This window comes from Neolewinella marina, from assembly GCF_002631205.1.
Lineage (GTDB): Bacteria > Bacteroidota > Bacteroidia > Chitinophagales > Saprospiraceae > Neolewinella > Neolewinella marina.
Window position 1 is genome coordinate 23951 of the sequence record NZ_PDLO01000009.1, and the last position, 24707, is coordinate 48657.

At 62.8% G+C, this 24707-nt stretch carries 22 protein-coding genes; 16 read left to right on the forward strand and 6 right to left on the reverse strand.

The genetic code is table 11. The annotated features are described in order from the left end of the window. The first annotated feature begins 39 nt into the window (after positions 1-39). The 4 genes from CGL56_RS16040 to CGL56_RS16055 all read left to right on the forward strand — a co-directional run bounded on the left by CGL56_RS16040 (position 40) and on the right by CGL56_RS16055 (position 3062). On the forward strand, positions 40-801 hold the full coding sequence (locus CGL56_RS16040) for a creatininase family protein (RefSeq protein WP_099107711.1): 762 nt from the start codon (positions 40-42) through the stop codon (positions 799-801). A 105-nt stretch (positions 802-906) separates the two neighbouring features. Next, positions 907-1155, forward strand: coding sequence for a DUF7218 family protein (locus CGL56_RS16045; protein ID WP_099107712.1), 249 nt, complete (start codon positions 907-909; stop codon positions 1153-1155). Between the two features lie 184 nt (positions 1156-1339). After that, entirely contained in the window at positions 1340-1585 is a 246-nt protein-coding gene (locus CGL56_RS16050) for a 4a-hydroxytetrahydrobiopterin dehydratase (protein WP_099107600.1), read from the forward strand. Continuing rightward, positions 1578-3062, forward strand: a complete 1485-nt coding sequence (locus CGL56_RS16055; protein WP_099107601.1) for a hypothetical protein — start codon at positions 1578-1580, stop codon at positions 3060-3062. The genes CGL56_RS16050 and CGL56_RS16055 overlap by 8 nt, the downstream gene beginning before the upstream one ends. Here CGL56_RS16055 and CGL56_RS16060 read toward each other — a convergent pair. Next, positions 3059-3730: a polysaccharide deacetylase family protein gene (locus tag CGL56_RS16060; protein ID WP_099107602.1), complete on the reverse strand. Its 672-nt coding sequence runs from the start codon at positions 3728-3730 to the stop codon at positions 3059-3061. The two genes, CGL56_RS16055 and CGL56_RS16060, sit on opposite strands and share 4 nt — an antisense overlap. Before the next feature lie 247 nt (positions 3731-3977). Between CGL56_RS16060 and gltX the strand changes: the two genes are divergently transcribed. Continuing rightward, positions 3978-5510: a glutamate--tRNA ligase gene (gene gltX, locus CGL56_RS16065; protein ID WP_099107603.1), complete on the forward strand. Its 1533-nt coding sequence runs from the start codon at positions 3978-3980 to the stop codon at positions 5508-5510. Here the strand turns inward: gltX and CGL56_RS16070 are convergent. Next, positions 5503-6726: an HD domain-containing protein gene (locus CGL56_RS16070; protein ID WP_099107604.1), complete on the reverse strand. Its 1224-nt coding sequence runs from the start codon at positions 6724-6726 to the stop codon at positions 5503-5505. The genes gltX and CGL56_RS16070 overlap by 8 nt on opposite strands. 144 nt (positions 6727-6870) lie before the next feature. Here CGL56_RS16070 and trkA point away from each other — a divergent pair, with 144 nt between their 5' ends. The 3 genes from trkA to CGL56_RS16085 are packed head-to-tail and all read left to right on the forward strand — an operon-like array spanning position 6871 to position 10986. Further along, positions 6871-8211: a Trk system potassium transporter TrkA gene (trkA, locus tag CGL56_RS16075; RefSeq protein ID WP_099107605.1), complete on the forward strand. Its 1341-nt coding sequence runs from the start codon at positions 6871-6873 to the stop codon at positions 8209-8211. 3 nt (positions 8212-8214) lie between these two features. Beyond that, positions 8215-9696, forward strand: a complete 1482-nt coding sequence (locus CGL56_RS16080) for a TrkH family potassium uptake protein (RefSeq protein ID WP_099107606.1) — start codon at positions 8215-8217, stop codon at positions 9694-9696. Positions 9697-9735: 39 nt separating this feature from the next. Beyond that, positions 9736-10986 carry a M16 family metallopeptidase gene (locus CGL56_RS16085; RefSeq protein WP_099107607.1) on the forward strand — a complete coding sequence of 417 codons (1251 nt, stop codon included), beginning with the start codon at positions 9736-9738 and terminating at the stop codon, positions 10984-10986. On the opposite strand, the gene CGL56_RS16090 is transcribed toward CGL56_RS16085, so the two are convergent. After that, positions 10967-13639, reverse strand: coding sequence for a choice-of-anchor L domain-containing protein (locus tag CGL56_RS16090; RefSeq protein ID WP_099107608.1), 2673 nt, complete (start codon positions 13637-13639; stop codon positions 10967-10969). The two genes, CGL56_RS16085 and CGL56_RS16090, sit on opposite strands and share 20 nt — an antisense overlap. A gap of 205 nt (positions 13640-13844) precedes the next feature. Here CGL56_RS16090 and CGL56_RS16095 point away from each other — a divergent pair, with 205 nt between their 5' ends. Continuing rightward, positions 13845-14159 (forward strand): hypothetical protein, encoded by a 315-nt coding sequence (locus tag CGL56_RS16095; protein WP_245851993.1) that lies wholly within the window; start codon positions 13845-13847, stop codon positions 14157-14159. On the opposite strand, the gene CGL56_RS16100 is transcribed toward CGL56_RS16095, so the two are convergent. Genes CGL56_RS16100 through CGL56_RS16110 form a run of 3 tightly spaced genes read right to left on the reverse strand, consistent with a single transcriptional unit; the run spans position 14147 to position 17159 of the window. Further along, a complete protein-coding gene (locus CGL56_RS16100) occupies positions 14147-14863 on the reverse strand; it encodes a response regulator transcription factor (protein ID WP_099107610.1) in 717 nt (238 codons plus the stop codon). The genes CGL56_RS16095 and CGL56_RS16100 overlap by 13 nt on opposite strands. Beyond that, positions 14860-16155 (reverse strand): sensor histidine kinase, encoded by a 1296-nt coding sequence (locus CGL56_RS16105; protein ID WP_099107611.1) that lies wholly within the window; start codon positions 16153-16155, stop codon positions 14860-14862. Before CGL56_RS16105 ends, CGL56_RS16100 begins: the two co-directional genes overlap by 4 nt. Positions 16156-16199: 44 nt before the next feature. Then, complete coding sequence (locus CGL56_RS16110) at positions 16200-17159, reverse strand: DUF6807 domain-containing protein (protein WP_099107612.1); 960 nt, start codon at positions 17157-17159, stop codon at positions 16200-16202. 37 nt (positions 17160-17196) lie between these two features. On the opposite strand from CGL56_RS16110, the gene CGL56_RS16115 reads away from it, so the two are divergent. The 7 genes from CGL56_RS16115 to CGL56_RS16145 all read left to right on the forward strand — a co-directional run bounded on the left by CGL56_RS16115 (position 17197) and on the right by CGL56_RS16145 (position 24698). Further along, positions 17197-17550: a rhodanese-like domain-containing protein gene (locus CGL56_RS16115; protein WP_099107613.1), complete on the forward strand. Its 354-nt coding sequence runs from the start codon at positions 17197-17199 to the stop codon at positions 17548-17550. Then, entirely contained in the window at positions 17547-17954 is a 408-nt protein-coding gene (locus tag CGL56_RS16120; RefSeq protein WP_099107614.1) for a rhodanese-like domain-containing protein, read from the forward strand. The genes CGL56_RS16115 and CGL56_RS16120 overlap by 4 nt, the downstream gene beginning before the upstream one ends. 45 nt (positions 17955-17999) lie before the next feature. Then, positions 18000-18527 (forward strand): DUF421 domain-containing protein, encoded by a 528-nt coding sequence (locus CGL56_RS16125; protein ID WP_099107615.1) that lies wholly within the window; start codon positions 18000-18002, stop codon positions 18525-18527. Positions 18528-18560: 33 nt separating this feature from the next. Beyond that, positions 18561-19769: a hypothetical protein gene (locus CGL56_RS16130; protein WP_099107616.1), complete on the forward strand. Its 1209-nt coding sequence runs from the start codon at positions 18561-18563 to the stop codon at positions 19767-19769. 194 nt (positions 19770-19963) lie between these two features. Beyond that, positions 19964-20410 (forward strand): hypothetical protein, encoded by a 447-nt coding sequence (locus tag CGL56_RS16135; RefSeq protein ID WP_099107617.1) that lies wholly within the window; start codon positions 19964-19966, stop codon positions 20408-20410. A 254-nt stretch (positions 20411-20664) separates the two neighbouring features. Beyond that, the gene (locus tag CGL56_RS16140; RefSeq protein ID WP_099107618.1) at positions 20665-23535 is read left to right on the forward strand and encodes a replicative DNA helicase; all 2871 of its coding nucleotides are present in this window, start codon (positions 20665-20667) and stop codon (positions 23533-23535) included. A gap of 50 nt (positions 23536-23585) precedes the next feature. Then, positions 23586-24698 (forward strand): helix-hairpin-helix domain-containing protein, encoded by a 1113-nt coding sequence (locus tag CGL56_RS16145; RefSeq protein ID WP_099107619.1) that lies wholly within the window; start codon positions 23586-23588, stop codon positions 24696-24698. Positions 24699-24707 lie beyond the last annotated feature (9 nt).

Sequence of the window (24707 nt, forward strand, 5' to 3'; positions counted from 1 at the left end):
CGCGGTTATCTTCGGCACCCGCCAAAAGTTACCGCCATGATCCGACCCTACATCCTCACCGAAACCAACTGGAAGCACCTCCGCGACGCCACCGTCGACCTGGCCATCCTGCCCTGGGGGGCCACCGAGGCCCATAATTACCACCTGCCCTACGGCACGGACAACATCGAAGCCGAGGGACTGGCCGAGGAAGCCGCCCGCCTGGCCTGGGAGCGGGGCGCCAAAATCATGGTGCTGCCCACCATCCCCTACGGCATCAATACCGGGCAGACGGACATCTTCCTGGACATGAACCTCAACCCCACTACCCAGCTGGCCATCCTGCGCGACATCGCCGCTACCCTGAACCGACAGGGGGTAAAGAAACTGCTGGTCTTCAACAGCCACGGGGGCAACAGCTTCAAGCTGCTGCTGAAGGAACTGGGGCTGGAGTACCCCGAGATGTTCTTCTGCACCTCCGACTGGTTCCGAGCACTGGACAAGACACAGTACTTCGAGGAGGCCGGCGACCACGCCGACGAAATGGAAACCAGCCTGGTCATGCACCTGCGCCCCGAATTGGTGCTGCCCCTCGAAGAGGCCGGCCCCGGGGCCGAAAGGAAACACAAGATCCGCGCCTTCGCCGAAGGTTGGGTAGCCCACGAACGTCGCTGGTCGCAGGTCACGGCCGACACCGGCATCGGCGACCCCCGGAAGGCGACCGCCGAAAAGGGAGAGCGCTACTTCCGCGACGTCACCGAGAAATTCGCCGACCTCTTCGTGGAGCTCGCCCGGCTGGATCCCGGGAATATGTACGGATAGGTAAAGGAAGATCCGCCTCACGGCCCAGCGATTACCGTGTTCATCCACCCGCACCCAGCTGCCCGAACACGCCCCATTTTTACGGCGTTGCAGCAGGAAAAAGCCATGGCAAAAAATCACGGCAACAGCATCAAGGATGATGAGCGCTACGAAGCCCTCCGCGACGAGGGAATGAGCAAACAAAAGGCCGCCCGGATCGCCAACACCCCAGACGCCAGCGAGAAAGGAGGCCACGCCAGCAAGTACGAGGACCGCACCAAAAAGGAACTCTACGACGAAGCCAAAAAAGTAGGTATCGAAGGCCGCTCCAACATGAGCAAGGAGGAACTGATCAAGGCGCTGCGGGAGGGGTGATCTTTAGTCTTTTAGTCTGTTAGTGCTTTAGGGTGGTGTTAGTAGAAGACAGGCATTGACTACCTTGATCCCCCCACCCGAGCAAAGCGAGGGGCAAAAACCAACGCCCCTACCCGAGCGAAGCGAGGGGCAATTGCAACACCATTCACCCATTCACTCCTTCACCCCTCTACTCCCCCTACCCATGCCCTGGACAGAAAAAGACAACGCCCTCCACCGTGAATTCTCCTTTGCCGACTTCCGGCAGGCCTTCGCCTTCATGACCGAGGTGGCCTTCGCCGCCGAGAAAATGGACCACCATCCCGACTGGTCCAACGTATACAACCGGGTGAGCATCAAGCTCAACACCCACGACGCCGGCAATACCGTGACCGACCGCGACCGCAAACTGGCCGAGCGGATAGACGGTATCTTTGCGCGCTATGCGTAACACCCTTTTGTGCTGCTGCCTCCTGCTGGTTGCGCTGCCGTCGTCGGCTGCGGAGTACCACTACCACTTTGGCCGGGAGGCAAAAGCCGTGTACCAGGACGTTATGCGCCTGGAACTGGACCTGGCCGAAGCCGGCGTCCGCCACCTGAAAAAAACGGAACCCCGTAACCTGGCCGCTTACCACCTGGAGAGCTACATCGACTTCTTCCGGCTGTACCTGAGCGGCGACGAGGGGCTGGACGCCGCACTGGCCCAGCGTTTCGACCAGCGGGTCGCTAAACTGGAGCAGGGCGACAGCAACTCCCCCTACTACCACTACGCCCTGGCCGAGGTGCGGCTGCACCGGAGTCTCATCGAGCTGCGCTTCGAGCGTCACCTGGCGGCTTTCCGGCAACTGAACCGGGCCTACAAGCACCTGCGCGACAACGTGGACCGCTTCCCGGATTTCCTGCTTACCTACAAGGACCTGGGGCTGCTGCACGCGGCCGTAGGCTCTATTCCGCCACAATACAAATGGGGAGTGGAGCTCCTTTCCTCCCTGAGCGGCACCGTCAACCAGGGCAGGCGCGAGCTGAAGCGGGCGCTGACCGATACCGCCAGCCCCTTTCACCTGGAAACCCAGGTGCTCTACGCCTTCATGGAACTGCACCTGGCCGACCGCCCGGAACTGGCGTACAAGGCCGTCAAACCCCTGGGCCTGCGACCGGCCGAAAACAACCTGCACTGCTTCATCCTGGCCACCCTGGCCATGCGTACCGACCGGAACGCCGAGGCCATCGCCCTGCTCGAGAAGCAGCAACGGGGGGGGACGGTGGCGGACTTCCCCTACCTAGATTTCCTGCTGGGCCAGGCCAAGCTGCGTAACCTGAATCCCCAGGCCCGAATCCACTTCAAATCCTTCCTGCTCCGCTACCCCGGCCGGCACTTCCGGGAGGAGGCCCTGCAGAAGATCGCCTGGTCGTACCTGCTACAGGGCGACGAAGTGACCTACCACCGTACGATGCGGGAAATCGAAGGGGGCAGCCGAGACGGCGGCGACGAGAACGCCATCCGGGAGGCCGCCCACGACCGCGCCCCAAACCTCCACCTGCTGCGGGCCCGGTTGCTCTTCGACGGCGGCTACTTCACGCGGGCGCGCGCCGAACTGGACGCGGTGAACACGAACACTTTGACGGCGGAGGAAAAACTGGAACACCGGTACCGGACCGGTCGGGTACTGGACGGACTGGGCGACGCCGCCGGGGCGCTGTCTTTCTACGAACGCACCATCGATCTAGGCCGCGACCATCCGGCCTACTACGCCTGTAACGCGGCCCTGCAGGCCGGACTGCTGGAAGAAAAGAGGGGCAACGAAGCAGTGGCGGCCCGCTATTTCCGCACCTGTCTGTCCATCAACCCCGCGGAGTACCGTATAGGACTGCACATGATGGCCAAGGCCGGACTGGACCGTGTAGGCGGAAGCCTGAAGAAACGCTAGGCCGTCTTCAGGCGGGTGCTGGCCAGACTAGCGCCGCTGGTGAGCAACTCCGGGGTAAGGCTGGCGAAGGTGTAGCCCAGGTCGGTGTAGTGGCGAAGGATGCGAGGCAAGATATCGCGCACCTTCTCTTCGGCCTTGAGGCTGTCGTGAAGGACGACGATGCTTCCCGGTCCGGCGTTGTTCACCACGTTATCGTAGCAGTCATCGGCGGTAAGCTCCGGATCAAAATCGCCGCTGAGGACGTCCCACATCACGATCTGGTAGTGGCGCTGCAGGAACTGGGCCTGGCTGGGCTTGAGCCGTCCGTAGGGGGGGCGAAAGAGGGTGGTCTTGAGTTGGACGGCGCAGTGGCGGACGTCGTGGAAGTAGGGCACGTTGTCGGTCTTCCACCCGTCGAGGTGGTGGGTGGTGTGGTTGCCCACCACGTGGCCCGCATCCAGGGTTTGCTGCAGCACCTCGGGGTAGCGCCGCACGTTGTTGCCGACACAGAAGAAGGTAGCCTTGGCGTTGAACTGCTCCAGTTGCTCCAGAACCCAGGGCGTCAGATGGGGGATCGGCCCGTCGTCGAACGTCAGGTAGATCGTAGGCTGCTCCGTGCGCTGTCTTACCTTCCAGTGGAAGTTGGGAAAGAGCTTCTGGATTACCCGCGGGGTTTTGATGAGATACATTGTCTTTGGAGGTCTTGGGAGGATGAATAGGGTACAGTGGAGAGGCGGAAAAACAAAACCGGCTTGTAGGTGGTACCTGGAAGGCGGATAAATCCAATGGATCACTTGCGGTGGGGGCAGCTTTAGCTACCTTTGGCGGCGTTTGGATCCATATTCTGGGGCAGTCTCTTCCTTAACGTATTAATTGTGGAATTGGCTGCTTACCTAATAAAATTTTACCGCGGCAAGTCCGAGAAATTACTATAGTATGGTTGATGTCCGTGTCCGATTCGCCCCATCCCCTACCGGAGCCCTCCACATTGGCGGGTTGCGGACCGCCCTGTACAACTACCTCTTCGCCCGCAAACACGGGGGCGCCTTCATCCTGCGGGTCGAGGATACGGATCAGAAACGCTACGTCCCCGGCGCCGAGGAATACATCGTCAACTCCCTGGAATGGGCCGGCATCCGGCCGGACGAGGGGCCGGGCATCGGCGGCGATTACGGCCCCTACCGCCAGAGCGAGCGGAAGGCCATCTACGCCAAGTACACCCAGCACCTGCTCGACTCCGGACAGGCCTACTACGCCTTCGACACCGAGGAGGAGCTCGACCAGCGGCGGGAGAGCGAGAAAGCCGCCGGCAACCACAACTTCCGCTACGACGCCGCCACCCGCGGCGGGATGCGCAACAGCCTGAGCCTGGGCAAGGAACAGACCGAGGCCCTGCTGGCCGCCGACACCCCCTACGTGGTGCGGCTGCGGGTAGAGCCGGGTCAAATGGTCCACATCAGTGATACGGTCCGCGGTGACGTTGCCTTCCAAAGTGAGGAGGTGGACGACAAGGTGCTGATGAAGGCCGACGGCCTGCCCACCTACCACCTGGCCAACGTGGTGGACGACCACCTGATGAAAATTACCCACGTGATCCGCGGCGAGGAGTGGCTGCCCAGCACCGCCCTGCACGTGCTCCTGTACCGGGCCTTCGGCTGGGAAAAGTCGATGCCCGCCTTCGCCCACCTGCCCCTGCTGCTGAAACCCAACGGCAAGGGCAAGCTCAGCAAGCGCGACGGACAGCAGCTGGGCTTCCCCGTCTTCCCCCTCGACTGGGGCAGCGGGGAGGAACACCTCAGCGGCTTCCGTGAATCCGGCTTCCTGGCGCCGGCCGTGGTCAACTTCCTGGCCTTCCTGGGTTGGAACCCTGGCACCGAACAGGAGATCTTCAGCCTGGAGGCCCTGGTGGAGGCCTTCGACCTGGACCGCATCAACAAGTCGGGCGCCCAGTACGACTTCGAGAAGGCCCGCTGGTACAACCAGCAGTACCTCATCGCCACCCCCGACGAGCAGCTCGGCCCCCGGGTGGAAGCGGTCTTCGCCGCTCACGGCCACCCCGTCAGCGAGGAACTGGCCATCACCATTGCCGGCCTGCTCAAGGAGCGGGTGCATACCCTGGAGGAATTTTACGAACAGGGCCTTTACTTCGTGGAGCGGGTGGGCATCACCGACGAAAAGACGGCCCGCAAGAAGTGGAAGCCGGAACTCCGCCCCCGCTTCGAGCAACTCCGCGCCGCCCTGGGCGAACTGGATACCTGGACGGCCCTGACGATCAAGGACCGGACGGTGGCCTTCATGGAAACGAACGGGCTGGGCTTCGGACAGGTACTGCCCGTCCTGCGGCTGGCCGTCAGCGGCTCCACGAGCGGCCCCGACGCCTTCGCCATCCTGGAGGCCGTAGGGCAGGAGGAAACCCTGGCCCGCCTCGGGGAGGGGTACAACCTGCTGGACCGGGTCAAGGCTAGCTAGCCACCTCCTTGGGGTAACACAGAAAATACTTGGTGAACGACCGGGGCGCGATCCCGAAGTCGCTGATGCTCGACATGGGCACCACGCTGCCTTCCTTGGTGCATACCATGATCTCTTCCTTGGTGAGGGTGTAGGCGCTGTTGGTCTCCTGCCCCTGGATGATGAGGTGGTCCCCGGCGTGGGCGGGCAGCTTGCTGCTGTCGTGGATCGCCTGGCGGATACCGGCGACGTAGTCCGGATCGAAGGGGTCGTTGCTGAACTCCAGGCGGAACAGCCGCCGGTTGATCAGCCCGTAACTCAGGTAGGAAAGCAGGGCGTCCGGGTGGCGCTGCCAGGTCTTGACCGCCGCGCTGACGTCGGTATCGTCGAGGGCGGCGAAGCAGTCCAGCAGCTCGTTGCGGCGCTCGTGGAACTCGGTGGCGCCCACCGAGTGGTTGAGGAAATACTCCAGCGCCGGCGGAGCCCAGGGCGTCTGCCCCCGCATGGCCAGCTCCCGGGCGCGGCGGAGGGTAAGGCGCAGCATCTGCTCGGCGGCCACCACGGTCTTGTGGAGGTAGACCTGCCAGTACATGATGCGGCGGCTGGTGAGGAAGCGCTCCACGCTGTAGATGCCCTTCTGCTCGACGACGAGGCGGCCGTCGACCACGTTCAGCATCTTGATAATGCGGTCGTAGCCGATGACGCCCTCGGCCACCCCCGTGAAGTAGCTGTCGCGGTTCAGGTAGTCCAGGCGGTCCATGTCGAGCTGCCCGCTCACCAGCTGGTGGAGGTAGGGCTTGGGGTAGCGGCCGGTGAAGACCTCGATGGCCAGGCTCAGGCGGCCGCGGAAGGCTTCGTTCAGCCGCTCCATGAACAGCAGGCTGAGGGCCTCGTGGTTGACGCTGATGAGGGTATGCTCCAGGGTGTGACTGAAGGGGCCGTGGCCAATGTCGTGCAGCAGAATGGCGATCATCACCGCCTCGGCCTCCTCCTCACTGATGGCCACCCCTTTGGCGCGCAGCGAGCTCACCGCTTGCTGCATGAGGTGAAGCGCCCCCAGCGCGTGGTGGAAGCGGGTGTGCAGGGCCCCGGGATAGACGTAGTGGGTGAGGCTGACCTGCTTGATGTTGCGCAGCCGCTGGAAGTAGGGGTGTTCGACCAGATCGAAGAGGATGCCGTAGGGGATGCTGACGAAGCCGTATACCGGGTCGTTGAGGATCTTGGTCTTTTTCTCCATGGTGGTAAGTGGTGAAGGCCTGGTAACGGATTTTGTTCGGACCGCGGCGGGGCGGCCGCTACTTCTCCCCGGCACCCGCGACCGCGCCGCCGGATTGTGGCCGGGAATGACGAACTTTGCGGGCGCTGAATGCCTTAGCAAACGATGAATATAGTTATTGCCGGTGCCGGAGACGTTGGTTTTCACCTCGCCGAACTGCTGGTGACCGAGAACCAGAACATCACCCTGATCGATAACGATCAGGACGTACTGGACTACGCGGGCTCCCACCTGGACGTGCTGACGGTGCGCGGCGATGCCACCAGCCTGGCGACCCTGGAAAAGGCGCGGGTGCAGAACGCCGACCTCCACCTGGCCGTCACCACCAGCGAACAGACGAACATGATGTCGGCCATCCTGGCCAAGAAGCTCGGGGCCCAACGGGTGATCGCCCGCGTCGACAACGAGGAGTACCTCGAACCCGAGAACCAGGCCACGGTCTGCTCCCTGGGCATCGACCAGCTCATCAGCCCCCGGCAGCTGGCCGCCCTGGAGATCGAGCGGCTGGTGAAGAAGTGCTCCTTCACCGACATCTACGAATTCGAGGACGGGAAGCTCTCCCTGGTGGGCATCACCCTCGACAGCAACTCCCCCCTGGTGGGCGCCAAGCTGCAGGAAATCGAGGGCCTCAACCAGCGCGACCAGCTGCAGCTCATTGCCATCCTGCGGGGCCACCAGACCCTGATCCCGCGGGGGCAGACCGAACTGCGGCGCAACGACCACATCTACTTCATCACCCGCCCGGAGCACACCAAGAAGGTGGAGCGCTTCGTGGGCAAGCAGCCCGTGAAGGTGACCAACGCCATGATCATGGGGGGCACCGACCTGGCCATCGCCACCGCCCGCCGCCTGCAGCGCCATTACCAGGTGACCATCGTGGAAAACGACAAGGCCCGCTGCAAGTACATCAACGAGATGCTCGACAACGTGCTGGTGATCAAGGGCGACTACACCAACTTCGACCTGCTGGAGGAGGAGGGCCTCTCGCGGATGGACGCCTTCATGGCCCTGACCGAGAACAGCGAGACCAACATCATCGCCTGCCTGACCGCCCACAACCACGGGGTGTACAAGACCATCGCCCAGGTGGAGAACAAGGAGTACGTCCACATCAGCCAGAACATCGGCGTGGACACCCTCATCAACAAGAAGCTGCTGGCCGCCAACGACATCTTCCGCTACGTGCGCAAGGGCAACGTGGAGGCCATCACCAGCCTGCAGGGCGTCGACGCCGAGGTGATCGAGTTCGTGATCCGCAAGAACAACCAGCTTACCCGCAAGCCCCTGAGGGACCTCCACTTCCCCGACACCGCCCTCATCGGCGGCATCATCCGGGGGGAGGAGACCATCATCCCCAACGGATCTTCCCAGCTGGAACTCGACGACCGGGTGATCGTCTTCGCCAAGCCGCAGGCCATCCGGCGGCTGGAAGAGTTATTCCGCTGATCTATGGCTGGTGGACTCATCAACTTCCGGCCCATTGCCCGGGTCGTCAGCGTACTGCTCCTCATCATCGGGGTACTCATGTGGACGGGCATCCCCTTCAGCCTGTACTACGGCGAGACCCCCCTGCCCCTGCTCTACGCCGGCCTGTCGACGGTGGTTGCCGCCGCCCTGCTCTGGATGATCCCCCGCGCGCCCCGGGATTCCCTGCCCCGCCCTGCCGACCTGACCATCCGCAAGCGGGAGGGGTACCTGATCGTGGCCCTGAGCTGGACGGCCATGGTGCTCTTCGGCATGCTGCCCTACCTCTACAGCGGCATGCTGCCCAAGGTACCCGACGCCCTCTTCGAGACCGTGTCGGGCATGACCACCACGGGGGCCTCCACCCTGACCGACATCGAGATCCACCCCCGGGGGCTGCTGTACTGGCGCAGCCTCACCCAATGGATCGGTGGCATGGGCATCATCGTGCTCACGGTGGCCATCTTTCCCCTGCTGGGCATCGGCGGTATCGAGCTCTTCGCGGCCGAAGCCCCGGGGCCTACTTCCGACAAGCTCCACCCCCGTATCAGCGAGACGGCCAAGCGATTGTGGTTCATCTACGTGGGGCTGACGGTGCTGCTGGGCATCCTGCTGGTGGTGTTCGGCATGAGCCCCTACGAGGCCATCAACCACGCCCTGACGACCATGGCGACCGGCGGCTTCAGTACCCGCAACGCCAGCGCGGCCGCCTTCTCCCCCGCCATCCAGTACCTGCTGGTGCTCTTCATGTTCCTGGCCGGAGTAAACTACACGGTGCTTTACCTGAGCTTCAAGCGACGGTGGTCGCAGGTGTGGCAGAGCGATGAGCTCAAGGCCTACGTCAGCCTGATCGTCGTGGTGGCCCTCTTCCTCACCGCCCGGGTGTGGTACATCACGGGGTTGCCGCTGGAGGAGAGCTTCCGCGACAGCATTTTCCAGACCGTCAGTCTCATCACCACCACCGGCTTCGTCACGGCCGACTACACGGGCTGGGCCCCCAGCCTCACGATGATCTGTTTCGTGCTGCTGTTCGTGGGCGCGTGCGCGGGTTCCACCTCCGGCGGCATCAAGATCATCCGCAACCTCGTCTTCCTCAAGAACAGCTACCTGGAGTTCCGCCGGATCGTCCACCCCCAGGCCATTATCCCCCTGCGGCTCAACGGGCAGATCGTTTCCGGGCGCATCATCACCCACATCTTCAACTTCCTGTTGCTCTACCTGATCCTGTTTGTTTTCGGCTCGATAGTGCTGAGCGTACTGGGGCTCGATTTCCTGACGGCCATAGGCGCCATGGCCACCAGCCTGGGCAACGTGGGGCCGGGCATCGGCAACGTGGGACCGATGGACAACTTCGCTTGGCTCAGCGCGCCGGTGAAAATCTTCCTCAGCTTTGTTATGATCGTGGGCCGCCTGGAAGTCTTCACCGTGCTGGTGCTGTTCACGCCCTACTTCTGGCGGCTGAACTAGGGGCAACTATCCGGATGCCGGGTGGTTTCTTTGGGGCCTATGATTGATTTTGAAAGCTATACCCTGGACAACGGGCTCACCGTGCTGCTCCACCACGATGAGCAGCGTACGGTGGCCACCGTCAACGTACTCTATAAGGTGGGTAGCCGCAACGATCCCCCCCACCGCACGGGCTTCGCCCACCTGTTCGAGCACCTGATGTTCGCTGGCTCGGAGAACGTGCCCAACTTCGACGACGCCCTGCAGCTGGCGGGTGGCGAGAACAACGCCCTGACCAGCAGCGACTATACCCTCTACTACGATACCCTGCCCGCCGAAAACCTGGAAACCGCCCTCTGGCTGGAAAGCGACCGGATGCGGAAGCTGCGGTTCAGCGAAGCCTCCTTGGCGAACGAAAAGCGGGTCGTGATCGAGGAGTTCCGGGAAACCTGCCTGGAACAGCCCTACGGCGACCTCTACCACCACCTCAACGGCCTGATCTACAAGGAGCACCCCTACCGCTGGCCCGTGATCGGCCAGGACATCAGCCACATCCGCGGGGCGCGGCTCGGGGAGGTCAAGGACTTCTACTACCGCTACTACCGCCCCGACAACGCCATCCTCTGCATCGCCGGCAACTTCGACCCCGCCACCATCCGGGAGCGGATCGAATACTGGTTCGCCAGCATCCCACCCTCGGACGCCAGCCTGCCCCGGCCGGAGATTGCCCCCGAGCCCCCCCAGGAGGAATATCGCCACCTGAGGGTCAGCGGCGACGTGCCCAGCCCGGTCATCTACCTCCACTTCCGGACGGTGGACCGGCTGCACCCCGACTTCCCGGCCACCGATATCCTGAGTTTCCTGCTGGGCGGCGGCCGCTCTTCCCTGCTCTACCGGCGGCTGGTCCGCGACACCGAGCTGTTCGCCGAGGTCAGTGCGGGGATCAACGACAACCTGGAAGCCGGCGGCATCATCGTGGAGGCCCGGCCGAGTGAGGATGTGGACTACGACGAGGCCCGCATCGCCCTCCACGCCGCCATCGCCGAGATGGTGGAGCATGGCATCAGCCAGGAGGAGCTGGACAAGGTGGTCAACCGCCTCGAGCAGCGCAACCACTACCGGGAGGCCAACATCAGCAGCCGGGCCAACGAGCTGATCCTCTTCGCCCTACTGGGGCAACCCGACCTGATCAATACGGAAATGGAGAGCTACCTGGCGCTCACCGTCGAAGAGCTGAACGAGGTGGCGCGGCGCTACCTGCGGCCCGAGAATTGCGTGGAACTGGAATACCTCAGCGACCCAGCAGAATAGTCGACCCCGCGGTGCTTCGGACCTCCCCATTGTATAATCGGTATTCGGCCGTCCATACGTAAGTGCCACTGGTGGCCTCACGGTTCATGAACTGCCCGTCCCACCCCCGCCGCGCACTGTTGGGGGGGAAGTTGCCGTCGGAGAATACCAGTTCGCCCCAGCGGGTGTAGATGGTAAACGAGAGGATCTCGGTGACCAGGTCGGCGCTGGCGAACACCGCCATGTAATCGTTATTGCCATCGCCATCGGGGGTAAAGGCGTTGGGTACGTACAGCGGCGAGCTGTCGTCAACCGCCACGTAGGTGCCGAGGCTGTCCACGCAGCCGAAGATGTCGACGACGGTCAGGTCAATGTCCTGGGTGAAGGGGGTGGTGACGGTGGGGCTGGGGCAGCTGGGGCAGTCGAACAGCGCGGCCGGTTCCCAGCGGTAGGAGGCGATCTGGTGGGCGGGAACCAGGTAATTGGGGGTGATCTGTACGCTGCCGCCCACGTCCTGGTTGTAGAAACTGGGCAAGCGGGCCGCCTGCCGGCTGGCCTGGGGATAGAAGTAGTCGGGGCGCTCGAGCTCACAGCCGTTAGCGTCGCGGATCGTCAGGTCGTAGGTTTCTCCACCCTGGAGGGAGTTCCAGAGGTCGGCGGAAAATTCCCCGCCGTCCACGCTGTAGCTGTAGGGGGGCTGACCGCCATCGGCCCGCAGCCGCAGGGGGGGCAGCCGCAGGTCGCGGCAGGTGAAGTCGATCAGCTGCAGGGAGTCGGGTTCCACCAGCTCCAGGGCCAGGGTGTCCTGGCATCCCGCCGAATCGGTGACTTCCAGTCGATAGGTGCCGGCCGTGAGGTCGGTGACGGAGGGGCCGCTTACTACCCGGTCGTTGATGCGGTAGCGGTAGGGGGCTACGGTGGTCAGGTGGTTGATGGTCACCGTACCGTTGGCCAGCCCGAAGCAGGTCGGGTCGCTATAGTCTACATCGATTACGGGGTTGTAGAGGTGGACCTCGGTTATTTCGTTCACGTCGGTGCCGCAGGCCTGGTCGTCAACCCGGATCACCTGGTAGGTTCCCCCCTCGGTGACGGGCCAGACGGCGGTGGTGGCGTCGGGCAGCACCGTTTTCTGAGCGGGGCGGCCGTCCAGGCGGTAGGTGACGGTGAAGGGGCCGGACCCGGTGAGCTGCACCGGTATCTCTTCTACTTCACCCCAGCAGGCGATAAGTTCGTCTTCGGGCAGCGTCAGAGTGGGCGGGTCGCTGGCCTGGGTGGCTACCTCCTGGTACTGGGTCAGGCCACAGGCGTCGGTGACGCGCAGGCTGATGGTGTCGGACAGAGAGCCGGAGTATTCGGGCTCGGCTTCCGTGCTACCGAAGCTCCATTCGTAGGAGTAGGGCGGCAGCCCTCCGCTTACGTCGGCCGTAAGTCGCTTGCCCACCGTAGGGCAGTACTGGAAGGGGTCGCCCAGCCCCAATTGGAGGGAATCGGGTTCCCGGATGATGAGTTTTACGCTGTCGGTATAGCAGGCGCAGGGCACGTCGAGCAGCAGCCAGGCGACCTCGTCGCCTTCCACCAGGCTATCGGCGTAGGCCTGGATGGCCACCTCGGCGAAGGTCTCCCCCGCCGGTATGGTCACCGATCCGCTGCCGGCCGAGAAGTCGACGCTGTCGGTGGCGGTTCCCCCCCGGGCTACCCGGTAGGTGACGTTCTGGTCGCGCTCAATGTCGCTGTCCGGGCCACGCACCACCCGCATGGTAGCCGGCGTGCAGCCCTCCAGGGCCACGATGGGCGCCCGGTTGCCCCCTTCCTCGCTTTCGAGGCTGGCACTGGCGCCCAAATCGAAGCTGCCAGCCTCCAGGAATACGGCCGAGTCCAGGTCGGAATCGTTCACGTCGGCCACCAGCAACCGGATGTGGTAGGTGGCGCAGGGCTCCAGTTTCAGGGTGGCGGTAAGGATGACCGTCTGCCCGTCGTATTCGATGCTCTGGAAGCGGGGCCCGTTGGTGGTGCCGCCCCCACAGTTGGCCTGTTGGCGGGTTTCAACTGACTCGTTGTCGAGGTAGTACTGTTTGTTGACCCTGTAGTTGACGTTGTTGATGGAGACCGACCGTTTGGTGCCGGGAATCAGGGCCACGTTCTCGGCGCCGTTGAAGTAGGGGCCGTCAAAGCCCGGACCGCTAATGAAAAAGCCGAAAACGTCGTTGAAGGCCGCGCCGACAAACTCGCAGTACTCCTCGCTGGCGAAGACATAACGGAAGGTCACTTCAGATTCCAGGGGCACGAAGTCGAACTCCAGTCCGCTGCGATCGAAGATGCCCTGGCTGGCCACCAGGTCCAGGTCGGGATCGGGAGTGGGGCCGCTCAGCTTGGAGCCCGTATTGGTGGCCTTGTTGGGGCCCGCGGCGTCCTTCACCTTGCCGGTAGACAGGATGATGCCCCGCTCGAAGCCGACCACCTCCTCCGATCCGGAGAAGTAGCCGATGCCGTCGGGGTTGCTGCCGATCTGCTTGATGTTGAAGATCGTCTGGCACCGATCGTTGGCGAAAACCTCCCGCACGAGCCGCTCGGCATCGTAGGTGGGGTCCACCTCGATCCGGGGCGGGGCCGACTGGGACAAGAGTCCCGCGGCCGCCAGGCAAAGCATTGCCAGCAGAAGAAATCGTAAACCCATTTAGGCTCTTATCTAAAGGTCAAAGACAAACTGGGAGACAGGTGCATTCACTATATAGTGCCCAATGAAATGCATTGGTTCGGGCACCGATCAATTATATTTGTCCGCCACGACGGTTAGTGAGAAACTATAGGGGAAGGTAAAAAATTGTGCGTTACGACACTCATAACGTTGCCGTTAGGCCAACCTCCCGACCCTTTCAATTGTGTTTAAAGCCATGTTCATCGTCCTCATTTCCATCGTCATTGCCCTGTTCGTGGCGATGCTGTTCGTGAATCTTTATTTCCGTGCCAAGGTACTGCGGGCCTACCGGGAATTGGTACAGACCAACGTGGATTTTACCGCCGCCCAGATCCTGAGCCAGCGGCGCATGGAGGAGGAAGTCGTGACGGCCTACCCCGTCCACGCCACGGCCATTCGCGACTTCGGGAACTACCTGCGCCGCAGCATCCGCATGGCCTCGGTACTGCTCGTGCTCATCACCCTGTTCGGTGGCATCCTGATGTATTACCGCTCCTGATCCTCGTCAACGGTAAGGGTGAACCCCACGCCGTGGATGTTCTCGATCCGGATGCGGGGGTCCTGCCGCAGGTACTTGCGCAGCCGGCTCACGAAGACGTCCAGGCTGCGGCCCAGGAAGTAGTCGTTCTCCCCCCAGATTCTTTCCAGTATCTCCCCCCTTTCCATCACCTTTTCCCGTTGGGCGCTGAGCAGTTGCAGCAGTTCGGCCTCCCGGGGGGTCAGCCGCCGGTTATCGTCGGTGGGCAGGTGGGTTAGTTGCAGTTGATCGGCGTCGAAGTGGTAGGCGCCGATGCGGTCGGGGTCGAAGGAGGGGGTGGCCGGCCGGATGCGGTTGCGGCGCAGGAACACCTCAATCTTCAGGATCAATTCTTCGATGCTGAACGGCTTGGTGATGTAGTCGTCGGCCCCCAGCCGCAGTCCCTGCAGCCGGTCCTCCTTCAGGCTCTTGGCGGTGAGGAAGAGGATGGGCACGTCGCGGTTGCGCTCCCGGATCATGCGGGCCAGGGTGAAGCCGTCGGTGCCGGGCAGCATGACATCGAGCAGGCAGAGGTCGAAATCGAGCTTCTCCTCCGCGATGCGGCGGGCGGCCTGCTGGCCGTCGGCCAGGTGGACCACCTCGAAGCCGTTCAGCTCGAGGTTGTCGCGGGTCACGAAGCCGAGGCTCTCATCGTCCTCTACGTATAGCAGTCGGGCCTTGCTCACGCGGGGACGGCTTCGGATGAGGTAGACAGCGGCAGGCGCAGGTGCAGGGTGGTGCCCCGGCCGGGCCGGCTCTCCACCCGGATGTCCCAGCGGTGCGCCCGGCAGATCTGGTGGACATAGTACAGCCCGAGGCCAAAGCCCTTGACGTCGTGGACGTCGCCGGTGGGCACCCGGTAGAACTTCTCGAACAGCCTTTCCTGGTGCTCCTCGGCGATACCCGGCCCGTTGTCGCTCACGGCGAGGTGGAGGTGGTCGTGGGCCACGCGGCCGACTACGGCGATGCGGGGGGCGGGGCCGCCGTACTTCACGGCGTTGTCCAGCAGGTTGTACAGGATGTTGGTCAGGTGGAGGGGGTCGGCGTAGAGGGGCAGGGGGCGGTCGGGCAGCTGCCAGGTGAGGTGGCCGTCGCGCTCCTCGGTGCGGGCGCGGGCGGAACTGAGCAGGGGGGGGAGCAACTCCTGGAGGTCGATGCGCTCCCGCTGGATGCGGAAATCACCCTTCTCGATGCTGGCGATCTGCAGCACCTTCTCCACCTGCCCGTTGAGGCGCTCGTACTGCTCGTGGATGAGGCGGGCGTAGCGCGACAGGCGGGCGTCGCGGGCTACCCGCTCGTCGCGACTCAGCACGGCGGCGGCAATGCGGATGGTCGACAGCGGCGTCTTGAACTCGTGGGTCATGTTGTCGATGAACTCCTTCTGCATGGTGGCCAGCCGCCGCTGCCGCAGGATGACGAGCAGCGAGTAGGCGAAGAAGGCCACGGTGAGCAGGAGGATCACCGAAAGGAAGACCACCAGCTGCATCTTCTGCCATATGTAGCCGATACGGGTAGGGAACTTGACGCCGAAGTAGTACAGCAGGTTCTCGTCGGGCGGCAGGTTGCCGGCGGTGGCTGCGATGGGCCGGCGGTCCGGATCGGCGTAGCAGTAGCCGCCGTAGGCCATCTCGTTCGTGGAGCAGTCGAAGATGGCGTACTCGAAGTCGACGTTGAGGTTCAGCCGCTGCAGCTCCTGCTGCATGAGGTACTCCAGCCGCTGGGCGTCGATCTCGCTCTCGGTATTGACGATGAAGTAGTTGCTGCTGCGCTGCCGCACGATGTCGCGCTTGGGCAGACTGGCGTAGTTCTCCGCCGCCAGCTGCCGAGCTACGCCGTAGAGGGCCAGCTGGGCCTTCTGGCTGAACTCGGTGTCGTTCAGGTTCCAGGTGGTGGCCACCCAGTAGGTCTGCATCCCCACGATGCCCAGAATGGCCAGGGTGCCCAGCACAACGACCCGCCTTAGTATCCGCTCGTGCATGATGTCTGATTAACAACGCCACCCGCGAAACGGGTCAGGTGGTACTATTCGCCTCCGAAGCTGGACCAGCCGAAGGCATCCAGCCCCGCCCCTTCCGCCGGGCCGTCGAAAGTGACGAAGCGGTAGCGGGCCACGTAAGTTGCTCCGGGGGGCAGGGGGAAACCCTCCTCCGCCACGGGGGTCACCGAAAGGTAGGGCATCTCGGGGTGGACGCGCACGAACTGCGGGTCGCGGAAGTTGTCGGGGTGGGGAAATACGGCCATTCCCCCGTCAGCGCCCCCGCCGGCAAGGGGCCCGTAGATAGCGACCCACGCCGGCCGGCTGTGGTTGGCAGCGTCACGGTCCAGGCCCTCACTGGTAAGGAAGCGTGCCGGGCCCCGGAAAGCCACCGTATCGTCGGCGTTCCAGGCGGCGCTGCCGCGCACCCCGAGGCCCCCGTAGAGGTATTTGTTCAGGAAGAGGGTATCGTTGGTAACGTTGGTTTGGGTGCTGTGCAGCTCCCAGACGTAGGGGGCGGAGTGGTCGTACACCCTCACGTGCCAGTCTTCCTTCAGGATGGGGCCGTGGCGGAGGCTTACCTGTTCCAGGCGGGCGCGGAAGCCGGCCACCCCGGCCGAATCGTAGGTTTCCAGCAACTCGGTGTGGCGGGCGGTGCCCTTTTCCTTGTGCTGGTTCCAGAAGTCTATCGTGTCGCCACGAAAGGTAGCGCTCGTCCAGGCGGTGAAGATGCCGTGCTGGTGGGTATGGCCGTGGGGGAAATCGTCGGTGACCACCTGTCCGGCCGGCGTATACACCGGGTGGAGGAAGCCGCTACGGGCGTAGTGCTCCTCCTCCCCCTCCGGCAGACGGGTGGCGGTGGCGTAGCTCAGCACGGGCCGGCCGTCGACCTGGATGGTCACCTCGCCGTCGGGGGCGGCAACGGAAAGTCGGTCGGGCTCCCGCGGGGTTCCGCAAGCCGTCCACCAAAAGATACCCGCCCATACCAACCCGGTCACTATCCTCATCCGTTATCTTTACATTTTCCACCAAAATACGATCACCATGTCAGATGCCCCGCCGCCCTGCCCCATTCCCCGCTGGCAGTTGCTCAAGCAGGAACTCGTCAACGTAGGTCCGGAAGAATTCGACCAACTGCGCGCCGCCGCCGAGCCGGGCACGGTGATCGACGTACGCAACCCCCAGGAATTCGCCGACTACCACCTGGAAGGGGCCCGCAACATCAATTACCTGGGCTCCGACTTCCTCGAACGGATGGAGGAGCTGGACCCGGAAAAAACCTACCTGGTGTACTGCCGCAGCGGGCGGCGCAGTGTGCGCGCCTGTACCCTGATGAAGAACGCCGGCCTGAAAAACCTCATCCACCTCGACGGTGGCATCAATGCCTATTCCGAATGAAGTACCTCCTGTTGATTTTCCTGGCCACCGCCCAACTCGCCTGCGGGCAGGACAATCCCCCCGCCCCGGCCTCCCCCACGGCTTCGGCACCCGCGCCCGCGCCCACCTACGAAAACCTCTCACAGGAAGACTTCGCCCAGCGGATGCAGGAGGAAAACGTGGTCGTACTGGACGTGCGCACCCCCGGGGAAATCCAGGGGGGCAAGATCGAGGGGGCGGTGGAAATCGACTTCCGCGACCCGGATTTCGCCCAAAAAATCGAGGCCCTGGACCGTGAACCCACCTACCTGGTGTACTGTGCAGTAGGCGGCCGCAGCAGCCAGGCCTGTGAGCAAATGGCGGAAGCCGGCTTCCACAAGGTGTACAACCTCGAGGGCGGCTACACCGCCTGGTCCGGCCGGTAAGCAAACATCTGGCGTCGGGGGCTGCTTAGGTAAGGAAACCCCCGCATGGAAAACTGGCTCACCGCTCCCCTGTCCACCATCCTGGAGACGGTCGCGAGCGTCTTCATCTTCTTCACCCTCGTGATCGTGATGGTTCGCTTTTCCGGGCTGCGCACCTTCGCGAAGATGAGCAGCTTCGACTTCGCGTCGACCATCGCCATGGGCACGGTGATCGCCTCGGTGGTCATGAACGGGGGACAGTCCATCCTGAAGGGCGCGATCGCCTTCGGTACGATCGCCTTTTTCCAGCAGGCCTACGCCAGCCTGAAGCAGCACTTCCCCCGCATGCAGGACATTGCCGAAAACGAGCCTACCCTCCTGATGGACGGGCCGGAATTCCTGGTAGAAAACATGCGCAAAACCAACGTTAGCCGCTCGGAGATCATCGCCAAGCTGCGGGAAGCCAACGTCATCACCATGGATCAGGTGAGGGCCGTGGTGCTGGAAACCACCGGCGATATCTCCGTGCTGCACGCCGACGACGGCACCCAGCTGGAGGACGTCCTCCTGGAAGGGGTAACGCGGCGCGCCTAGGGATTAACTGCCCGCCGTGGTACCTTTGCGGCCATGGCGGATTACCGAATCGAAGAGAATACGAACTGGAAGGAATGGCACGGGGTGCTCGATACGGTCTACGCCGGAAATCCGCAGTACGTATACCCCCTGCGCAGCGACATCGAGTCGATCCTGGGGGAGAAAAACGCCGCCTTCCACGGCGATAACCTCCAGCGGTGGGTGGTGAAGAACGGCAGCCGGCTGGTGGGTCGCATCGCCGCCTTCGTGGACACCGAGCGCAACAAACAACTGGAGCTGGCGGCGGGCGGCATCGGTTTCTTTGAGTCAATCGCCGACGCGGCCGTGGCCCGCCTCCTCCTCGGGACGGCCGAGGACTGGCTGCGCGCCCGCGGGATGCAGGCCGTGGACGGGCCCATTAATTTCGGGGAGCGCGACAAATTCTGGGGACTGCTGGTGCGCGGGTGGTACCGCCCCATCTACCAGGAAACCTACAATCCGCCCTACTACCAGGACTTCTTTGAGAAAAACGACTACCAGCCCCACGAGCAGTGCCTGACGATGCGGGGCGTGGTGTCGGAATTCCCCGGTGAACGCCTCGGCAAGCTCGCCGCCCGGGTGCGGGAGCGCTACGGCCTCTACACCGAGCAGATCCAGCCCGACAACCTGCGCAAGGGGGCCGACGACTTCGCCGAGGCCTACAACGCCGCCTTCAACCACTGGCCCTACTTCAAGCCGCTGACGGGCGACGATATCTACCCCACTTTCCAGCAGATGAAGCCCATCATGGACCCCCACCTGACGTGCATCGCCTACAACCGGGAGGGGCGGCCCATCGGACTGGCGGGGCTCATCCCCGACATCAACTGCTTCCTGCAGGGCACCAAGGGGCGGCTGAACTGGGTGGGGCTGCCGAAGTTCCTCTACCGCCTCAAGTTCCAGAAACACCCCCGCAACTGCAAGGGCATCGCCTTCGGCATCGCCCAGGATTACCAGCGGCAGGGCGTCTACCCCCTCATGGTCGACGCCATGTTCCAGAGCGGCGACCGGCACACCAGCCGCACCTACCGCTACGTTGATATGGCTACCATCCGCGGTCACAACAAGCTGATGGTGGACACCTGCCGGCAGATGAACACCGAAATCCACCGCGTCCACCTGGCCTACCGCAAGGCCCTGACGCCGGACGCCCGCTGGGAACCCTTCGAAATGATGGACGTCAGTGGGGTGGAAATGGGGAAATACGGGAGCCTCCCGCGTTAACAACTAACTGCCGGTACATCGTGTACTACGGATTGGCACTTACGAGTTCAGTGCTTCACCTGACCTTCACGGTCCGGCCCAAGTCGTTCTCATTGTTTAAAGCCCAACTGGAATTCACATCGTTCGCCTGATACTATTGGCATGGACCTGCAGGTTGATCAGCCTGTAGTGGATCCTTCACCTAATAACTTACTATGCAAACTGCCGGAAAGCTTTCCTTCCTGTTTCTCCTGCTCATTTCCCTCACCCTTATCGGCTGCAGCAAGGACGATGAAGATGCCAGCGTCGAAGTCCGCGTCAACGGTACCGTCCTCTTTGACGGGGGGGATGATTTCAATGGCGACATTGACGGAGATTTTGTGGGTTCCGGAGGATCCGCTACCCGGATCTTTACCTGGCGAAACAACCTGTCTACCGCGGACTACAACGCCGACATTACTGCCTCGAAGGGGGGAACGTTCACCATGGTGGTGAAGGACAGTGATGGCCAGACCGTGCTGGACCGTGGACTTTCGGCGGGGACTGAACCAGATTCATTCTCGGGCGTCACTAGAGCGGGCACTCCCGGGTTATGGACGGTTACGCTTGAGCTTACCGCCTTCAACGGCAGTGGAAGTTTCTCACTCAGCGAAGGGGACTAACCTCATGCCCAATCTGTTATTGAGTCGCGACCTCACCCCGCAGTAGGTGAGGAAATCGGCTTACGTCCAGCACTAAACGAGCGGAAACGCCCACTCCTCGGGGGTGTGTTCCGGGCCCCGTGTCGTTATGTCCTCCCCGGGAAGTTTCTTCTCTCCGCAGCGCTGGAGCAGCCGGAAGTTTTCCACAGGAAAGAATAATTATCCACAGGGTTTTCAACAACAAATTGTTAGAAAAAAGGATTACCTTTACTAAGATGGCGAAGGACAAGAAATTTGAGCGCAGGAGCAGCGGGAATGGCAGCACGACCGTAGCCTACAGCAGCCGCAGCCGGCTGGAAGAAGCCAATCTGCCGGCCTACAGCAAGCTGCCCCCCCAGGCGCCGGACCTGGAGGAGGCCATCCTTTCGGCCATTCTGATCGAAAAGGAGGCGATGACCAAGGTATTGGACATCATCTCCCCGGAGTCGTTCTACAAACCCGCCCACCAGGCGATCTATCGCAGCATGCGCCGCCTCTTCGAGCGGAGCCAGCCCATCGACCTCCTCATGGTGGTCGAAGACCTGCGCAAGAACGAGGAACTCGAGGTGGTGGGTGGCGCCGCCTACCTGGCCCAGCTGACCAGCAAGGTGACCAGTTCGGCCAACATCGAGTACCACGCCCGCATCGTTACCGAGAAGTTCATCCAGCGGGAACTCATCCGCACCAGTACGGAGATCATCCGCGACGCCTACGAGGACAGCACCGACGTGCTCGACCTGCTCGACAAGGCCGGCAACTACGTCTTCGAGATCACCGAACGCAACATGGGCAAGCAGGTGGCCGACATGGGCACCCTGGCCAACCAGCTGCTCGACCAGCTGACGATGCTGCGGGAGAAGGAAGACGGGCTCACGGGCATCCCCACCGGCTTCACCGAGCTGGATCGCCTCACCTCCGGCCTCCAGCCCTCCGACCTCATCATCGTGGCCGCCCGCCCGGCCATGGGTAAGACCAGTTTCGTACTCTCCATGGCCCGCAACGCCGCAGCCGAGTACGGCCACGGGGTGGCTGTATTCAGCCTGGAGATGAGCGCCGCCCAGCTCGCCGGCCGGATCTTCAGCCAGGACGCCGAGGTGAACGGCCAGAAGATGCGGAACGGCAAGTTCACCGACGACGAGTGGACCCGCCTGGTCAACGCCATGAACCACATCGGCGAGGCCCCCATCTACATCGACGATACCCCGGGCATCAACGTCTTCGAATTGCGCGCCAAGTGCCGGCGCCTGAAGCTCGAAAAGGGCATCAGCATGGTCATCATCGACTACCTCCAGCTGATGTCGGGCAGCGGGGAAGCCAACAAGGGCGGCAACCGCGAACAGGAGGTATCGGCCATCAGCCGGTCGCTCAAGGGGCTCGCCAAGGAGCTGGAAGTGCCCGTCATCGCCCTCTCCCAGCTCAGCCGGGCGGTGGAAACCCGCGGCGGCGACAAGCGGCCGCAGCTTAGTGACTTGCGGGAATCGGGCTGCCTCACCGGGGACTCCCTGGTTACCCTGGCCGGCGACGGTCGCCGCGTACCCATTCGGGAACTGGTCGAACGGTATCCCCGCGGCGGCTTCCTCGTTTGGGCCACCGACAACGACTACAAGCTGGTTCCCAGCATGGTCAGCGCCGCCTTCAGCACCGGAAAGAAGCAGACCTACCGCCTCACCACCCGGCTGGGCCGGACCATCAAGGCAACGGCCAATCATAAATTCCTCACCGTCGACGGCTGGAAGCGACTGGATGAACTCACCACGGGAGAACATTTGGCTACACCACGCTGTGTTCCGGAAGTGGAAGGACACCGCAAGGTGATGTCGGATGTGGAGTTGGCGTTGCTTGGCCATCTGATTGGTGACGGCTGTACGTTGCCCACCCATTCTATTCAGTACACTACGCGGGAAAGGGATCTGGCGGATACCGTGGCTGACCTGGCCTCCCGTCTTTTTGGAGATGAGGTCCGTCCCCGGGTAAACCACGAATCATCGGCCGCTACCGGCTCTCAATGGTATCAAGTTTACCTTACTTCAACCCGGAGCCACACCCACAGCGTTCGGAGCGCAGTATCGGAATGGCTGGACGAGTTGGGGATTTGGGGACTTCGCTCCTTCGAAAAGTTCGTTCCCGCTGCCGTGTTCCAAGCCGATAAGCCGCGGCAAAGCGTATTCCTGCGCCACCTGTGGGCTACGGACGGATGTGTGAAAATGGTAAGGGGAAAACGTCCCTATCCCGCCATCTACTACGCTACCAGCAGTACGCGATTGGCCTATGACGTCCAGCACTTGTTGTTGTCGCTGGGTATAATTGCCAGAGTAAAGGTAGTTCCCCAACCAGGAAAAGGACGCGATCAGTACCACGTAATCGTTACCGGGAAATCCGATATCCTCACCTTCTGCGATACGGTTGGTGCCGTTGGCTCCCACAAAATGGCAGGCCTGGAGGAAATCCGCGCTTATGTTGAAGCACGAGACGAGAATACCAACCGCGACGTCATTCCGAAGTCGGTTTGGCAGACGACGGTCAAACGTGACCTGAACCATTTCGGTATCACTACGCGGCGCTTTCAGTCGTCGTTGGGTACCCAGTATTGTGGTACTGCCCTATACAAATCCAATTTGAGCCGGGATCGGGCTCTGGCCGTAGCATCTGCGGCCAACAGCTATTCCCTGGCTCAACTGTCACGCAGCGACATCTACTGGGATCAGATCGCTTCGATCGAGCCGGCCGGAACGGAAGAGGTCTTTGACCTGACCGTCCCTGGGCCCCACAACTTCGTGGCCAATGACGTAGTGGTGCACAACAGCATTGAGCAGGACGCGGACATGGTTATGTTCCTTTACCGCCCCGAATACTACAAGATCACCGAGGACGAGCAGGGCAACAGCCTCACCGGCGTAGCGGAAGTCATCGTGGGCAAGAACCGCCACGGCGAGGCCCGCGACATCCGCCTGCGGTTCGACAGCGACTTTGCCCGCTTCAGCGACCTGGACGATCCGGACTTCGACCTCCTGCCCTCCAACGCCATCACCGGCGGGCAGCCGCAGCAGCCCTACGGCGGCGGTACCCTGCCCAGCAAGATGAATACGGACGACGACATTCCCTTCTAGCAGCTGAATCCGGAGAATGGTATCTTTCGCAACCACCATTCCTCCCGCCCATGCCGCTGATCCGCGACTTCATCGAGTACCTGGCTACGCTGACGACTCAGTACCTCCTCATCTTTGCCCTGCTCGGACTGCTGCTCTTCACCCTGGGCCTCCTGCTGGGGTGGCTGGTGCAGCGGCGCAAGACCAGTAAGTTCCACCGCCAACTCCAGCAGGCCGGCAAGGAAAAGGAGGCGATCCAGCAACGGCTTACCGCCGCCGACGAAGACCAGAAATCCCTGGCCCGTGAACTCGTCAGCATCACCTCCGAAAAGGACGACATCTTGGTGCAGCAGCGGGAGTTCCGCAAGAACCTCGACGCCATCAGCCGGGAACTGAGCAAGCTGCAGGCCAGCAACGAGCAGCTCAACGCCACCAACCAGAGCTACGCCTCCACCATCGAGGACCTCAACGACCAGATTATCGGGCTGAAAACCCGCAACGAGCAGCTGCTGGGCGGGAACGCAGGTGCCGGGCAACGGGAATCACCGCCGCCCAGCGACGCCATGGGGGAAGTGGAACGCCGCCTCCGCGCGCTGGAAGAAAGGGTGGCTCGCCTGAGCCCCGACCAGCCAGAACCCGTGGTCGACCTCGGCAAGCCCACCCACGAAGTGCGCATCGGGCCCTCCCTGGGCGAAGTGATCGAGCGCCGCGATGACCTCACCCGGATTCAGACCGTCGGCCCCTTCAACCAGGCCAAGCTCTACGAAGCGGGGATTTATACCTACGACCAGATCGCCGACTGGAGCGAGGAAGACCTGTCGGCCTACGCCGCCCGCATCGGCTATGTAGCCGAACTGATGCGGGAGGAGGACTGGATCGGTCAGGCCCGGAAACTCGCCGACGCCCGCCAGCGGGATCCGGAGGCCCAGGCTCCGCCGGTACCTGCCCGCCAGGGCCTGCTGGCCGTAATGGGCATCACCCCGGAAATCGAAGCGGTACTGGAAGACGCCGGAATACGCAACCTGCCCACCCTGGCCGAAACGCCGGTGGAGGAACTGGAAGCCATGCTGCAGCAGGCCGGTGGCCACATGTCCGTACACGATCCCGCATCGTGGCCGCGGCAGGCCACCCTTGCCGCCGAAGGGCGGTGGGAGGAACTGAAGCAACTGCAGGAGGAGGTATGAACGGCTACC

Bases quoted from the DNA above. Each gene is read 5' to 3' on its own strand.
- CGL56_RS16045 (WP_099107712.1), top strand. From the start codon at position 907: ATGGCAAAAAATCACGGCAACAGCATCAAGGATGATGAGCGCTACGAA.
- CGL56_RS16050 (WP_099107600.1), top strand. From the start codon at position 1,340: ATGCCCTGGACAGAAAAAGACAACGCCCTCCACCGTGAATTCTCCTTT.
- CGL56_RS16055 (WP_099107601.1), top strand. From the start codon at position 1,578: ATGCGTAACACCCTTTTGTGCTGCTGCCTCCTGCTGGTTGCGCTGCCG.
- CGL56_RS16060 (WP_099107602.1), bottom strand. From the start codon at position 3,730: ATGTATCTCATCAAAACCCCGCGGGTAATCCAGAAGCTCTTTCCCAAC.
- gltX (WP_099107603.1), top strand. From the start codon at position 3,978: ATGGTTGATGTCCGTGTCCGATTCGCCCCATCCCCTACCGGAGCCCTC.
- CGL56_RS16070 (WP_099107604.1), bottom strand. From the start codon at position 6,726: ATGGAGAAAAAGACCAAGATCCTCAACGACCCGGTATACGGCTTCGTC.
- trkA (WP_099107605.1), top strand. From the start codon at position 6,871: ATGAATATAGTTATTGCCGGTGCCGGAGACGTTGGTTTTCACCTCGCC.
- CGL56_RS16080 (WP_099107606.1), top strand. From the start codon at position 8,215: ATGGCTGGTGGACTCATCAACTTCCGGCCCATTGCCCGGGTCGTCAGC.
- CGL56_RS16085 (WP_099107607.1), top strand. From the start codon at position 9,736: ATGATTGATTTTGAAAGCTATACCCTGGACAACGGGCTCACCGTGCTG.
- CGL56_RS16090 (WP_099107608.1), bottom strand. From the start codon at position 13,639: ATGGGTTTACGATTTCTTCTGCTGGCAATGCTTTGCCTGGCGGCCGCG.
- CGL56_RS16105 (WP_099107611.1), bottom strand. From the start codon at position 16,155: ATGCACGAGCGGATACTAAGGCGGGTCGTTGTGCTGGGCACCCTGGCC.
- CGL56_RS16110 (WP_099107612.1), bottom strand. From the start codon at position 17,159: ATGAGGATAGTGACCGGGTTGGTATGGGCGGGTATCTTTTGGTGGACG.
- CGL56_RS16115 (WP_099107613.1), top strand. From the start codon at position 17,197: ATGTCAGATGCCCCGCCGCCCTGCCCCATTCCCCGCTGGCAGTTGCTC.
- CGL56_RS16120 (WP_099107614.1), top strand. From the start codon at position 17,547: ATGAAGTACCTCCTGTTGATTTTCCTGGCCACCGCCCAACTCGCCTGC.
- CGL56_RS16125 (WP_099107615.1), top strand. From the start codon at position 18,000: ATGGAAAACTGGCTCACCGCTCCCCTGTCCACCATCCTGGAGACGGTC.
- CGL56_RS16130 (WP_099107616.1), top strand. From the start codon at position 18,561: ATGGCGGATTACCGAATCGAAGAGAATACGAACTGGAAGGAATGGCAC.
- CGL56_RS16135 (WP_099107617.1), top strand. From the start codon at position 19,964: ATGCAAACTGCCGGAAAGCTTTCCTTCCTGTTTCTCCTGCTCATTTCC.
- CGL56_RS16140 (WP_099107618.1), top strand. From the start codon at position 20,665: ATGGCGAAGGACAAGAAATTTGAGCGCAGGAGCAGCGGGAATGGCAGC.
- CGL56_RS16145 (WP_099107619.1), top strand. From the start codon at position 23,586: ATGCCGCTGATCCGCGACTTCATCGAGTACCTGGCTACGCTGACGACT.